The following is a 13,517-nucleotide window of genomic DNA, read 5'->3' on the forward strand; positions in this document are numbered from 1 at the left end:
TCACAATTTCCATGACAAATTATAGCACCGCAGGCATCCCAGTTGCAAGAAAAAAATTAAAAAAGCATTTGGCATCCCGACATGAACAATGACGGCGTTTTGGCATTATTCAGCCTTTCATCACGCATGCCATGTATAATCAGGAGGCCTTTTATGATTCTATTTTGGATTGGATCCGCTGCAGGTGCATCGTCAGGTAAACGGCTTCTGCATCGTACACCGGTTTCTGTAATGCTTGCTGCATGATTTTGATCAATTTCCACGACAGGTTATAACACCGCGGGTATTCCTGTTGCAGGAAATGATTCAATTTCTCGGGCTCCTCCACTTTTTCCCCCGTCAGCACACGGTCAATTGTATAGCGCAAATGGCGGACAAGGCGCATATAATGAATGCTGTCTTTGTCAAAAGTCATTTTAAATTCATGCTCAACGGTGGAAATGAGCTGCCCGATCAGATGGGAATGCCGGCTTAATTCAGAAAGCTGCTTATCCGTAACAGCACTGTGGATGTGCAACGCAATAAATCCGGCTTCCCCTTCCGGCAAATAGACATCCGTTGCTTCATTGATATAGTCCACCACTTCGCAGGCAATTTCGTATTCGCGCGGATAGAGAATTTTCGTTTCGGCAACGAATGGATTTTTGACAGCCAGCCCTTTCCGGATCCGGTTGATCGCAAAAGCAATATGGTCTGTCAAGGCAACATGGATATGTTCATTTAAAGGAGAATCAGCCCGGCTGCGGATCATCTCAATGGCCGAAATGACCACTTCAAGGGTTTGATTATCAATAGAAGGAATCAGCTTCATATACTGTTCCTGTTCTGTTTCGTTCTTCAGCACAAACATTTTTTCAGCCGATGCCTGCGGGATGGCCTCCCCTTTTTTCCGGTTAAAACCAATCCCCTTTCCGATCAACACCGTTTCTTCATAGCGGGGGTGGGAGGCAACAAGTACATTATTGTTTAAAACCTTTTTGACGATAAAAGCTTCCATTTCAATCCCCCTCGGCTATAGTGCAATACGATTAGTTTAAATGAAATGCACCGGTTTTTCAATTTCTGCTGCCGAAAAAAAACTTGCAGAGCGCGCTCTGCAAGTTTTTTTCGGCACTATTTTAAGAAAATAAAATACAATAAGAAGACGACAAAGAAGAAATACATGACCGGATGGATTTCTTTGATTCTTCCTTTTACAATCATCGTAATCGGATAAAAGATGAAACCAATGGCAATCCCGGTTGCGATGCTGTAAGTGAGCGGCATGGTGATCAATGTAAGGAAAGCCGGGACGGCAATTTCGAATTTATCCCATTCAATATGCCGCAAGTTCGATACCATCAGCACACCGACAATGATCAGCGCCGGTGCTGTGACGTTTGAAGTAATGACCGACAAAAGCGGGAAGAAAAAGATTGATAGAATAAAGAAACAGGCCGTGACAAGAGAAGCAAATCCGGTTCTTGCCCCTGCGGCAACCCCTGACGAAGATTCAACAAAGGATGTTACCGTCGAAGTCCCGAGCACAGACCCGATGATGGTCGCAATGGAATCTGACAAAAGCGCCCGGCCTGCATTCGGCAGTTTGTTGTCTTTCATGAGCCCTGCCTGGTTTGCAACCGCCACAAGCGTTCCGGCATTATCAAAAAAGTCAACAAAGAAGAATGTTAAAATGGCGCCAATCATTTGCGCTGTCCAGAATGATGAATCGCCGAATGAACTGAACAACGCGCCGAACGTCGGGCTTAAACTCGGAACCGGACTGACGACTTGATGTGGCACCTTCAGCAATCCAAAAATCATGCCAACAATACTTGTAAGGATAATGCCGTAAAAAACGGAACCTTTTATCCCTCTTGTCATCAGGATAACAGTCACAACAATCCCGAAAATGGAGAGCAGAACAGGGCCTTTTGACAAATCCCCCAAAGTGACAAACGTTGCATTATCACCGACAATAATACCGGCATCTTTCAGCCCGATAAACGTAATGAACAGGCCGATGCCTGCGCCGATCGCGTGTTTTAACTGAACCGGAATGGCGTTAATCAATTTTTCGCGAATGCCCGTCAGTGTGAGCAGAAAGAAGAAAACGCCGGAAATAAAGACAGCGGCGAGTGCGTGCTGCCAGGGAATTTTGTAGCTCAGGACAACCGTATAAGCAAAAAAGGCATTCAGTCCCATGCCGGGAGCAAGCGCGAGCGGATATTTCCCGAAAAGCCCCATCACAATCGAACCGATCGCGGAAGCAATTGCGGTGGCCACAAATACAGCCCCCTGGTCCATATGCATAGAATCCGGAAGCCCCTTTACGCTGGCAAGCGATAATGTCAGCGGGTTTACGGCTAAAATATAGGCCATTGCCAAAAAGGTTGTCAGTCCCCCGATAAATTCCTGGCGGTAGCTTGTCCCCAGTTTTTCAAACTCAAAATAGTTCTTCATTTTGCCTTATCCCTCCTGTGGAATTTCCAAAATCGCCATAACAGAAAAACGTTCCGAACGTAAACGCCCGAAACGCCAGACTTAAGGAATGAGGAGGGGCAAAGGTTGCTATTTTTATACGATTGCCCTCTGACTCTATCTCATTACCTCGTAGTCAAGCTATTTACGGCAGCTTGGTAGAAACGTTCAGGCCATATCCCTGAATATATACGATGGTATTGCATAGTAAATTGACAAGATTGATTGTAACGGGAAAATGAAAAGAAGTCAATAGAAAACACGAACAATTTCTTCTTGTTTCGGGTTAACATTCGTTCATTTGCGGGCCGCTTTTTTGTTGAAAATAAAATTTTCGGGCTGGCAGGGAACCGGTTTTTCAGTCCGCCTCCGATTCACGCAATAGCGGGCCCTATTTTTTGCTTTTCGCCAGTTGCAGGACAGGGCATCATCCCTTAGAATAAGCATATATTCGACAAAGGAGGCGGAAAAATGGCGGAAGTCACAAACGAAATGCTGCTTACGGCCATCAAAGAACTGTCCGGCGAAGTCCTTTCAATGAAGGCAGAGATGAAAGAAATGAAAACGGACATCGCCGGGCTGAAACAGGATGTTGCAGGGCTAAAAGAAGATGTTGCAGGGCTGAAACAGGATGTTGCAGGGCTGAAACAGGATGTCGCTTCCCTGAAAAGCGAGATGGCGGAAGTAAAACAGGATATCGCAGACATGAAAAAAGATATAAGCAGCCTTGACAGCAATTATGGCAGGCTGGATGATAAAATGGATGTCTTATTCGAAGATATCTTTAATGTCAAAGCGGATATCCGCCGCTTGAAAAAAGCCTGATAAGAAGCTCCATTTTTGCGCAGCGGATCGCCTGCGTTTTTTCTTTTTTCAAAAACCCCGCCATTTCACACAGAAGGAACCATGCCGGCAGGCAGGACACCTCCTTTTCCCTTCAAAAACCCCGTGCCCAAAGTCGGGCCGGATCTACTGCTGGTACTGGGCCTCGTGCAGTTTTGCAAAAATCCCCCCGCGGGTAAGGAGCTCATCATGGCGCCCTTGTTCGGCAATCCCGTCCCTGGTGACAACAACAATCCGGTCAGCATTGCGAATGGTCGCCAGCCGGTGCGCAATGACAAGCGTTGTCCGGTCTTTTGCCAGTTCATCCAATGCCGCCTGGATTTGCCTTTCGGTTTCCGTATCAAGGGCAGATGTAGCCTCATCCAGGATTAAGATGGGCGGGTTTTTCAAAAACATGCGCGCAATCGCCAGCCGCTGCTTTTGCCCGCCGGAAAGCTTAAGGCCGCGTTCGCCGATTTGCGTATCAAACCCGCCAGGAAGCGCACGGATGACCTCTTCCAAATGGGCGCGCCGGGCTGCTTCTTCAATTTCTTCATCTGTAGCATCCAATTTTCCATACGCAATGTTTTCGCGGATGGTGCCGGCAAAAAGGAAGACATCCTGCTGGACAATGCCAATCTGCGAGCGGAGCGATTTTTTCGTCATATTGCGGATATCCATGCCGTCAATGGCAATGCTGCCGCTGTCCACATCGTAAAAGCGCGGGATCAGGGAGCAAATGGTCGTTTTCCCTGCACCAGAAGGCCCAACAAATGCAACCGTCTCCCCGGCACGAATTTTGAGATTCAGCCCCTTTAACACAGGCTGGCCGCCCGGATAAGCGAAGCTGACATTGTTGAACGCGATGTTGCCGTTTAACGCCGGAACTTCGACCGCATTTTCCCTGTCCCGGACGTCCGGCGTGCGGTCCAGTAATTCCGTAAACCGTTTAAACCCGGCCATCCCTTTCGGATACAGCTCCATGATCGCACTGATTTTATCAATCGGCTTGAACAGCACATTCACATACAACACAAAACCGACCAGCTCGCCGTATTTCAATTCCCCGCTGTATACCAGCCATGCCCCGTATACAAGGACGGCAAGGACGATCAGCCGGCTCATCATATACGTGCTGGAATTGGTCAGCGCCATCGTTTTATACGCAAGCAATTTCGCTTTCCGGAACCGTTTGTTATTTTTCTGGAACTGCGTGATTTCATAATTTTCATTCGTAAATGACTGGACGACGCGGACCCCTGCCACACTGTCCTCGACACGCGCATTCACTTCGGCAATCTCGCCGTACATTTTGCCCCATGCCTCGTTCATTTTCATATTGCAATACGTGATGATCCAGACCAAAAACGGCACAATAATAAGGGTGACAAAAGCCAGTTTGGCATTGACCGTAAACATAATGCAAAACGCGCCGAGAAACGTCATGACGGCAATAAAAGCATCTTCCGGACCGTGGTGGGCAAGTTCGCCGATGTCAAAAAGATCGTTTGTGATCCTGCTCATGACGTGGCCGGTTTTCACATTATCAAAAAATGAAAAAGACTGCCGCTGCACGTGTACAAACAATTCTTTGCGCATATCCGTTTCAATATTGATGCCGAGCTGATGCCCCCAGTAGGTGACGACGTACTGCAAATATGTGCTGATCAAATAGAGGCAAAGCAGCGCGATGCTGACGCTCGTAATCGTTGCCCATTTTCCGCTCGGCAGCAGGCTGTCAATAAACCACTGGACACAAAGCGGAAAGGCCAGTTCAAAAACAGCGACAATCACCGCGCTCGTAAAATCCAGAATAAACAGCTTTTTATGCGGCAAATAATAGGAAAAAAAGCGGCGTAACATATGTCCCCTCCTGTCAAAAAATTAGTTGGAAGCATGCCGTGTAGAAACAAGCCATTTTCTCTTTGCAATCACGGCCAGCCGGACTGAAAACACAATGGCCAGCACCGTCAGCGCAGCGATCATCAGCACAACCCCGTTCCATCCGAGCCGGCTGTAGAACACGCCCCCGACTGTCCCGCCGATGCTCGAGCCGATATAATAAAAGAATAAGTACAATCCGGAAGCCTGCGCTTTATCATGGGAGGAAAGGCGCCCAACCCAGCCGCTTGCGATCGAATGGCCGGCAAAAAAGCCGAATGTGAACACGGCAATGCCAAAAATTTTCAGCCATAAAGATGGAACAAGCGTAATCGAGGCCCCCAGGAGCACAATAAGGAGCGAAAGCTGCAAAATTTTCCGCCTGCCGTGCCGGTCCGCAAGCATCCCCATCCATGCCGAGCTGAATGTACCGACAAGGTAGACGATAAAAATGAAGCCGACGACCGTCTGGCTCAGCGAATACGGCGGCGCAATTAGCTGGAATCCGATGTAATTATACAGCGAAACAAAGCTCCCCATTAATAAAAATCCAATCAAAAACAAATAAATCAGGCCCGGTTCCGCAAGCTGGCGGACAAGGCTTCCCGCCAGTTTCCCGATTTCAAACTTCCGGGCAGTAAAGTGGGAAGACGGCGGCAGCACGGCCCAGAACAGGATGCTTGCGAGCAGGCTGATCACCCCGATCGACGCCAGCGCCACATGCCAATTGAAAAAGTCGGTCAAAGTTCCGCAGATGATCCGCCCTGCCATGCCCCCGATCGAATTCCCGCTGATATATAACCCCATCGCAAGTCCGAGGCTTGACGGCAAAATCTCTTCCCCCAGGTATGCCATGGCAACAGCCGGCAGCCCGGCAAGCACAAGGCCCTGTAGCACCCGGCAGACAATCAGCAAATGATAAGTCGGGGCAAAAGCGGTCAGGATGCAGAGGGCAGACGAAGCAATCAGTGAAAAAGACATCACGGATTTTCGCCCGAACACTTCCGACAACGATCCGGCAATCAGCATGCTCACCGAGAGCGTCACGGTGGTAGAAGACAGGCTCAAACTCGACATTGTCGGCGATAAGTGAAACTGCTTTGCAATATCCGGCAAAAGCGGCTGCATCCCCCAGAGAATCGCAAACGTATTGAATCCCCCGGCAAATAGCGCAAGATTTGCCAGGCGGAATTTTCTTGTCCCTTGCTCGATGTATTTCATGTCTGCACAAACCCCTTTGCTGCAAATTCCAAAAATTCCGTACCATACTATCTATCATAACCTTTTTTTCTTTCTGTTCCAATCATTCAATCCCACACGCCCATGCCGCAAAGAATGCGCCCTGATGCTAGTATAGTTTCATGGACACCCTTTAGTGAAATATAATATTAACGAAGGGATGTGTCCTGATATGGGTAACACAAGCGAAAAACGTAAAAGTTATCATGCTGAATTTAAGGAAATGGTGGTTGAGCTTTATCAAACTGGAACACCAGTAAAACAGATCTGCAGCGAATATGGCCTGTCTGAAACGACAATCTACAAATGGATCAGAAAACAAAAACCGGTTAAGCTGGATGACGGGAGCTCTTTTACCCCGGAAGAATTTCTGAACCTGCAAAAAGAATTGCACCGGCTGAAAGAGGAAAACGAAATCTTAAAAAAAGCTATGGCCATATTCGCAAAGAAGTAGATCAAACCACTGTTATATCCATGATTGACGAGATAAGAGCCAAACACCATTATGACCTTAAAACCATGTGTACGGTCCTTGGCGTGCCGAGAAGTACCTACTATCAATCCAAACAAAAAAAAGAGTCAAAAACAAAACGGGAAAACCGGGAGTTGACAGACAGAATACGAAAAATCCATACGGAAAGCAAGCAGAGGTACGGAGCGCCGAAGATCCGCCATATGCTTGAAAAAGAAGGGCTCAAAGTCAGCCTGAAACGGGTTCAGCGTTTGATGAAGGCTGCAGGCATTTATTCCATTATCAGAAAAAAGTACCGTCCCCATTCCAATAAGGGCAAGATGGAAGAACACGATAACCTGCTGAACCAGGACTTCTCAACGACAACCATCAACGAGAAATGGGTTACGGATATTACGTACATTCATACTTTGAGAGACGGTTGGTGCTACCTGGCTTCCGTAATGGATTTACATTCCAGAAAGATTGTCGGTTACGCTTTTGACCGCCACATGACGACTGAACTGGCTTTAAAGGCAGTAGAAAACGCTTATCAGGCACAACGTCCAGGTCCGGGATTGATCTTGCATTCTGATTTGGGATCCCAGTATACAAGCGAGAAATTTGCAGAATACATGGAAAAGAAGCAGTTCAAACACTCCTTCAGTAAAAAAGGTTGCCCATACGATAACGCCTGCATTGAGTCTTTCCATGCAATTCTGAAAAAGGAAGAGATCTATAGAATCAACTATTTGAACTTTCAAGCTGCCAGAAGAGCCTTATTCGAATTTATAGAAGGCTGGTACAATCGGAAACGGATTCATAGCTGCCTGGGCTATATGACGCCACAAGAAACAGAAGACAGTATCAAAGGGGCAGCGTAGTGCTCTTCACAATTTTACAAGCATCCGCTTTACATGGAGTGGCGGGGCGTGGTAGGCTTGTTTGCCATGCGAAAGAAATCATTGCCCCTTTCGCCCTTCGCATAACACCACGCCCGCAGAGGCTCCATGTCAAGCGACCAGCAGTCATGAAAAATATGGCATGAGATCAAAATTAAATTTCACTTATTGGTGTCCAAAATATTGACTTAAATCCACCCGCAAAATAGAAAGAACAAAGTGGAAAGATAAAAAACAGAATGTATGCCGGGTGCAATTCAGCTATAATGGAAAGAAGAAAAGGCGGGGCCGGAGGGAAAAGGATGGATAAAATTAAAATTGTGATTGCCGATGACAATTCCTTTATACGCGAAGGGTTAAAAATCATTTTATCGTCATACGAAGAGGTATGTGTCAAGTTTTTCTCGATAAGGTTTAAATATCGGGATTCCAAGACACTCTTTTTGTACACTTTCGTATAGATTGATAACGGGGGTGTTGATGCACGCGAAATTCACTCGCTTTCCGCGGGCGGCCGGCGAGCCTCCTCGCTCGTACCTCGCTGCGGGGTCTCTCCTGGCTCGCTTTTCCCGCAGGAGTCTCGTAAATTTCGCGCGCATCAACGATCAGTCCCCCACATACCAGGCTTAAAACGAAAGCTCTACTATTTTGCTTAAATGCCCCATTGCCGATGAACGGCTTGAATACAGGGAAACTGATCCGTGCTTTACGCCGATTGACGGGCGTACAGGCTGCTTGAATCGTTGAGACATCCTGATGGATTGTTGCAAGCTCCGTTGCTTTCTCGCGCTTCTTGAACGGTGTTTCAGATAGGTTTCCTGCAATGTCCCGTTAAGCATGCCCTGTTTCACCTTTACCATGGCTTCGGCGCCAGCTTTACTCCAATGCATCCCCCTTTTCTTCATTCTTCTCAAATACGTCCCCAACCCATTGTGTAAAAACTTTTTGCATCAGAATTTTAACCTGTTCTTCAAATTCAATAAGACTCTTTGTATCCTTTAATAATCCAGCAATTATTGATATAATATCCATGGGAAGACCTCTCTCTAGATGTTCATTTCATGGTGTACATTTAGATGATAGAGTGTCTTCCTATTTTTTCCACTCATCTGCCCCTGCGAGTAAAATTTTACACATACCGGGCCGGGCTGGTTTTCTTCCCTGTTTCTTTTAATCTTCTCCCTGTAAATGGTCCCATAAATATCCGTCTCCTTTTATATCCACCTGAGTGCTTAGAAATTTCCTATTTTATGGATCCTGCTGAAATCTACGGAACCGCTTGCAAAAATACACCAATTTTTAACATTTTCTCTCCTGCCACTTTGCTATAATTCATATAGGGTAAATATTTGGAAGAATTCACAAGGGAGTGATCAAAATGAATGGCGCCAACCAGCAAATGAAGAAAACCAAATGGCAATGGGTTTGGATCGCTACTGCTTTTGCCGCTCTGATTGCGATTACGCTTCTCCCGCATACGAAAGGCCTGCCGGTAGCCGGCCAACGTGCACTCGCCATCCTTGCCTTCGCCCTGATTTTATGGGTGACGGAAGCCGTTTCCTATCAGGTCAGCGCCGCCATGATTGTCGGGTTAATTGCACTCTTGATCGGGCTTGCGCCAAGTATCCAGGATCCTGCACAAATGACGGGAACAGGCAATGCCCTGGCCATGGCTCTCAGCGGATTCAGCAGCTCTGCCGTTGCTCTTGTGGCCGCTGCCTTATTTCTGGCTGCTGCCATGCAGGTAACCAATCTTCATAAACGGCTTGCCCTCTGGATCTTGTCCCGTGTCGGCACGAAAACGAGCAACCTCGTCTTTGGCGCGATCCTTGTTTCCATCGTATTGGCATTTTTTGTCCCGAGCGCCACTGCCCGTGCCGGTGCCGTGGTCCCGATTTTACTCGGAATGGTGGCTGCATTCGGGCTGCCGAACAACAGCAAACTCGGCGCATTGCTGGTGATTACTTCCGTACAGGCAGTTTCCATTTGGAACATCGGCATCAAAACGGCGGCCGCCCAAAATATGGTCGCACTCGGGTTTATTCAAAAAGAATTTGAAACAGACATTACATGGAGTTCCTGGTTTTTATATGCCGCTCCGTGGGCAATCATCATGTCCATCCTTTTGTTTTTCGTGATGACCCACTTAATCAAGCCGGAAACAAAAGCCCTTGAGGCAGGAAAAGATTTAATCGAAAACCAATTAAAAGAACTCGGCCATTTAAAAGCTTCTGAGATCCGTTTAATCGTGATTTCCCTGCTTTTATTGCTTTTCTGGACGACGGAAGGAAAACTTCATCCTTTTGATACGACCACTGTAACAATTGTTGCGATTGGGATTTTACTGGCACCAAAGATCGGGGTTTTTGATTGGAAAACAGTTGAGCATCTCATTCCGTGGGGAACCGTGATCGTGTTTGCAGTCGGCATTTCGCTCGGTACGGTTTTGTTGGATACCCGCGGGGCACAGTGGCTGTCTAACAAAATATTCGGCTCGCTCGGTCTGGAAGCGATGCCGCTCATCGCTACGATTGCCCTTGTAGCTTTGTTCACTATCCTGATTCATCTCGGCTTTGCAAGTGCGACCAGCCTGTCTTCAGCACTGATTCCGATCTTTATTGCACTCACCTCCACGATCCATCTGGGTGACAACCGGATCGGATTTGTCCTGATCCAGCAATTTGTCATCAGCATCGGTTTCCTGCTCCCGGTCAACTCGCCGCAAGCCATGCTTGCATACGGGACAGGCGCTTTTACGGCAAAAGATTTTCTGAAATCAGGCCTGCCGTTGACTATTATCGGTTATCTATTAGTCTTATTGTTCAGCATGACATACTGGAAATGGGTCGGATTGCTGTAAACAGGCTCTTTGATATAAAGGCAAATGGGGATGGTTTAATGGACAGCAACCGGGATATCATTTTGGAAAAAATCAGGAATAACCAGGCATGGTATGAATACGGCACTGCCCGGTTCAGAAAGATTTTGTCGGAGAATAAAGGAAAGATGCAGGCGGATGGCACACATTATTATGATGAAAAAACAGACCGGCTTGAGCAACAGCGTTATTACCGGAAAGCCCGAAAGCACCCTGCATCCGGCCCGGCGTTATTTGCACTTTACCATGATCTCGTGCAAAAAACGCACAAAAACCGGCTGCCGTACCATGTCAGCAAAAACCAATATTTGTACACGTGGGTGGATTTGCATCCGGATGGCTCCGTGCGGAATATTTACTCCGGGGAGGCCCGCGATCCGCTTGCCATTATCCAGGAAGACCACCAAATCGGGAAAAAACGCGGCGACCATTACCATTCCCTTTTACAGGAGAGCGAGATTTCAGCGCACCAGATCAGGGCAGTGGATACTTTTTTCAAGTACAATACCGAACATATTGTACCCCAGTCCTGGTTCCATGCCGCTGATCCGATGAAGGGCGATCTGCACCATCTGTTTGTCTGCTATCCGTCTTGTAATGCAAAGCGTTCCAATCTGCCCTACGGCGATTTTGATTTTTACCATCCGGAATCCGCCGATGAGCCGGTGCGAAACCATTGCGGGATAGCCGCTGAGGATAAGTTTGAGCCGGAATCCGGGAAGGGAACCATCGCCCGGGCTTTTGCGTATTTTTTGCTGCACTATCCGAAAGCAGTCACAAAGAGCAAGCTAAACCGGGTTAATCTTTCGCTTTTGGTGCAGTGGCACGAAGTTTTCCCGGCCGGCCTATATGAGCGCCACCGCAACCAGGCCATCTGCCGCATTCAGGGCAACCGCAATCCCTTTATTGACGACGCCGGGTTGATGAAGCAGCTGGAGGGCTGCCTGGTTAAGATCTGAGCACGCCGGGTGCAACGGGCGCGGCCCATTCGGATTATAAGCGGACGCGGCTTGTTTTACTCTGCCCGTATTTCATTTGAACGGCTGCGCGACTCGTTTTTCCTTTCATCAGAACCTTCATCCGGGCCATGAACGGCCGCGCGGCTCATTTACGCCTAAAAAGAACAGGGGTTTCCCGGCCCCTGTTCTGCTTTTACTTTCCAATCCCCTTTATCTCCATTGCCTTCACCGGTAAAAAGGTTTCGCCGGTACTGAGGTAAGTCACCTTCACCTGGTCTCCTTCTTTCAAATAAATGGCCATTGGGACGGTATCCGAGCTGACGGTAAAGTTTTGTCCGCTAGCAAGCAGGAAGGAGACATTGGTATAATCGCCCGTTTTCTCTTTATAAACACGGAGCACCTTGCCGGAAACGGTTTTCGTTTCCGAACCCGATGAGCCGTCAACACTGCTGCCGCCGTGCCGGAGGGCAATTTTATACAACTTAAGCGCAGCATCGGGTGTCGAAGCATTCACCGAGATTTCCGGATTGGCCGCGGAAACGATAAAATACGTCTGCAGAAAACCGTTGGAATCGAGCACAGGCGTCAGCCAGCTGGCTTCGCCGTAAAAATTGTACAAAATCGGCATCGAGCCTTTCCATTTCTTCTCGATAAATTTTTTCTCGACAATTTGCAAATTGCCTTGCGAATCCATATACGATTCCTGCAAATTGCCTGTATAATATGTGGCCTTCCCGGTCCGCGCATTTGTGAGCGAATAGCCGAGCATCGAGTCCACATCTTTTTTCGGGCTCGTAAAATCGGTAAAATAATACATCGTCCCCTTATCATTAAAAATCGGGCTGACATTTGCTTCCGTTCCTTCATCCGTCGGGAGCTTCACATCCCGCTTGCCGAACAGCGTGTTCCAGTAACCGTGGACAAATTTGCCGAAATAACTGTTCTGCAGGCTGACGGCTTCCGGAGAAACAGCACCGTCAATAAAAGCAGGCGCCTGTTTTAAAGAATAGGACTTCATGTCCCCTGACTCCGGATCAACAAGTACAATGCCTTCCGCCTTAAACCCGTTCCTTGCCGATATAAAATGGCCGTAAGTCCGAATGTAATACGCTTTGCCGTGATCATCCACTTCCACTTGCGGCTCGCCGTAAAAAATTTTTTTCGGATAATGGAGGCGAATGTGTCGGGACAGATTCTTCTGGAAGAAAGAAGAAGGCGTATAGCGCATATTTTGCTTCACAAATTTTGGATTGTCAGCCGCATCTGTTGCACTCATCACAAAATACCCGGGTGTTTCCCCTCCTTTCAGCCATTTAAAAAATCCGGAAAACTCCACCGGCGCAATATAAACGTACTTGCCGTTCACTTTCTGGATTTGCAGGTTTCCCAACTGGTAATAACTTGCATTCGGAACCTGGCCGAAAGATTTTTTCATTTTATTGCGCGCAAACTTCGGCGGCACGCTCGCCGGTGTTTCCCGCTCATCAAACGGCTCAATTTCCGTTTTTTGCGCCATTTTCGCTGTGTGATATTTTTCCCCGGCATTCCAAAGCGGCGCTGTCAGCATATACCCGGCGATGCCCAAGGAAACGAGCAAAACGAGCCCCTTTGCGAACTGTTCTTTTCCACTGGCGAGAAAAGCACCGGCAAGAGAAGCAAAAAACAGTGCCGGCCAGAAAACCGATGGGTTCATATCCCTTTTCGTCACGTAGAAAAAAACAGCAGAAAGCACCCACACTAACAGGAATAAAGATAAAAATGTCTTCAGTTTTTCTCCATTTTGCGGCTCGCCGGCGTGTTTCAATTTTTTATCTGAAAAAGGAAATACCAGCACCGCGGCAACCATCGCAAAAATGGCCGTAAAAATGATGAGTAACCCCACATCAACCACCCTTTCTGATCATCTATACGAAAAACTGGAAAAG

10 protein-coding genes, 2 pseudogenes and 1 riboswitch are annotated in these 13,517 nt (G+C 47.6%); of the genes and pseudogenes, 5 read left to right on the forward strand and 7 right to left on the reverse strand.

Going from position 1 to position 13,517, the window contains the following annotated elements:
- Positions 1-151: 151 nt before the first annotated feature.
- Positions 152-997, reverse strand: coding sequence for a glucose PTS transporter transcription antiterminator GlcT (gene glcT / locus NSQ19_RS13940; RefSeq protein ID WP_019720457.1), 846 nt, complete (start codon positions 995-997; stop codon positions 152-154).
- Between the two features lie 116 nt (positions 998-1,113).
- On the reverse strand, positions 1,114-2,442 hold the full coding sequence (locus tag NSQ19_RS13945; RefSeq protein ID WP_029143008.1) for an NCS2 family permease: 1,329 nt from the start codon (positions 2,440-2,442) through the stop codon (positions 1,114-1,116).
- Positions 2,443-2,573: 131 nt separating this feature from the next.
- A riboswitch (purine riboswitch) is annotated at positions 2,574-2,675 on the reverse strand.
- Between the two features lie 256 nt (positions 2,676-2,931).
- Between NSQ19_RS13945 and NSQ19_RS13950 the strand changes: the two genes are divergently transcribed.
- A complete protein-coding gene (locus NSQ19_RS13950) occupies positions 2,932-3,285 on the forward strand; it encodes a hypothetical protein (RefSeq protein WP_017551445.1) in 354 nt (117 codons plus the stop codon).
- 144 nt (positions 3,286-3,429) lie between these two features.
- On the opposite strand, the gene NSQ19_RS13955 is transcribed toward NSQ19_RS13950, so the two are convergent.
- Complete coding sequence (locus NSQ19_RS13955) at positions 3,430-5,145, reverse strand: ABC transporter ATP-binding protein (protein WP_328014136.1); 1,716 nt, start codon at positions 5,143-5,145, stop codon at positions 3,430-3,432.
- 21 nt (positions 5,146-5,166) lie between these two features.
- Complete coding sequence (locus tag NSQ19_RS13960) at positions 5,167-6,384, reverse strand: MFS transporter (RefSeq protein ID WP_328014135.1); 1,218 nt, start codon at positions 6,382-6,384, stop codon at positions 5,167-5,169.
- A gap of 190 nt (positions 6,385-6,574) precedes the next feature.
- Here NSQ19_RS13960 and NSQ19_RS13965 point away from each other — a divergent pair.
- Positions 6,575-7,737, forward strand: a protein-coding gene (locus tag NSQ19_RS13965; RefSeq protein WP_445684486.1) for an IS3 family transposase whose coding sequence is annotated in 2 segments (ribosomal slippage) — positions 6,575-6,818 and positions 6,818-7,737 — 1,164 coding nt in all. Because the reading frame shifts where the segments join, the coding sequence is not laid out codon by codon here.
- A 320-nt stretch (positions 7,738-8,057) separates the two neighbouring features.
- Positions 8,058-8,141 (forward strand): annotated as a pseudogene (locus NSQ19_RS13970) (DNA-binding response regulator); the annotation flags it as partial.
- 240 nt (positions 8,142-8,381) lie between these two features.
- Here the strand turns inward: NSQ19_RS13970 and NSQ19_RS13975 are convergent.
- Positions 8,382-8,663, reverse strand: a pseudogene (locus NSQ19_RS13975) (ISLre2 family transposase); the annotation flags it as partial.
- Positions 8,632-8,787: a hypothetical protein gene (locus tag NSQ19_RS13980; RefSeq protein ID WP_013860619.1), complete on the reverse strand. Its 156-nt coding sequence runs from the start codon at positions 8,785-8,787 to the stop codon at positions 8,632-8,634. The gene NSQ19_RS13980 and the pseudogene NSQ19_RS13975, both read right to left, overlap by 32 nt.
- 346 nt (positions 8,788-9,133) lie before the next feature.
- Between NSQ19_RS13980 and NSQ19_RS13985 the strand changes: the two genes are divergently transcribed.
- Positions 9,134-10,615, forward strand: coding sequence for a DASS family sodium-coupled anion symporter (locus NSQ19_RS13985; protein ID WP_340703062.1), 1,482 nt, complete (start codon positions 9,134-9,136; stop codon positions 10,613-10,615).
- Between the two features lie 38 nt (positions 10,616-10,653).
- Entirely contained in the window at positions 10,654-11,592 is a 939-nt protein-coding gene (locus NSQ19_RS13990) for an endonuclease I family protein (RefSeq protein WP_340703063.1), read from the forward strand.
- 193 nt (positions 11,593-11,785) lie between these two features.
- Here NSQ19_RS13990 and NSQ19_RS13995 read toward each other — a convergent pair whose 3' ends face one another.
- On the reverse strand, positions 11,786-13,474 hold the full coding sequence (locus NSQ19_RS13995; protein ID WP_340703064.1) for a hypothetical protein: 1,689 nt from the start codon (positions 13,472-13,474) through the stop codon (positions 11,786-11,788).
- Positions 13,475-13,517 lie beyond the last annotated feature (43 nt).

It is taken from the genome of Weizmannia sp. FSL W8-1119, from assembly GCF_038008605.1.
Lineage (GTDB): Bacteria > Bacillota > Bacilli > Bacillales > Bacillaceae_C > Weizmannia > Weizmannia coagulans.

Excerpts from the sequence above, each read along its gene's own strand:
- NSQ19_RS13990 (WP_340703063.1), top strand. The coding sequence starts at position 10,654 with ATGGACAGCAACCGGGATATCATTTTGGAAAAAATCAGGAATAACCAG.
- NSQ19_RS13955 (WP_328014136.1), bottom strand. The coding sequence starts at position 5,145 with ATGTTACGCCGCTTTTTTTCCTATTATTTGCCGCATAAAAAGCTGTTT.
- NSQ19_RS13980 (WP_013860619.1), bottom strand. The coding sequence starts at position 8,787 with ATGGATATTATATCAATAATTGCTGGATTATTAAAGGATACAAAGAGT.
- NSQ19_RS13945 (WP_029143008.1), bottom strand. The coding sequence starts at position 2,442 with ATGAAGAACTATTTTGAGTTTGAAAAACTGGGGACAAGCTACCGCCAG.
- NSQ19_RS13950 (WP_017551445.1), top strand. The coding sequence starts at position 2,932 with ATGGCGGAAGTCACAAACGAAATGCTGCTTACGGCCATCAAAGAACTG.
- glcT (WP_019720457.1), bottom strand. The coding sequence starts at position 997 with ATGGAAGCTTTTATCGTCAAAAAGGTTTTAAACAATAATGTACTTGTT.
- NSQ19_RS13985 (WP_340703062.1), top strand. The coding sequence starts at position 9,134 with ATGAATGGCGCCAACCAGCAAATGAAGAAAACCAAATGGCAATGGGTT.
- NSQ19_RS13960 (WP_328014135.1), bottom strand. The coding sequence starts at position 6,384 with ATGAAATACATCGAGCAAGGGACAAGAAAATTCCGCCTGGCAAATCTT.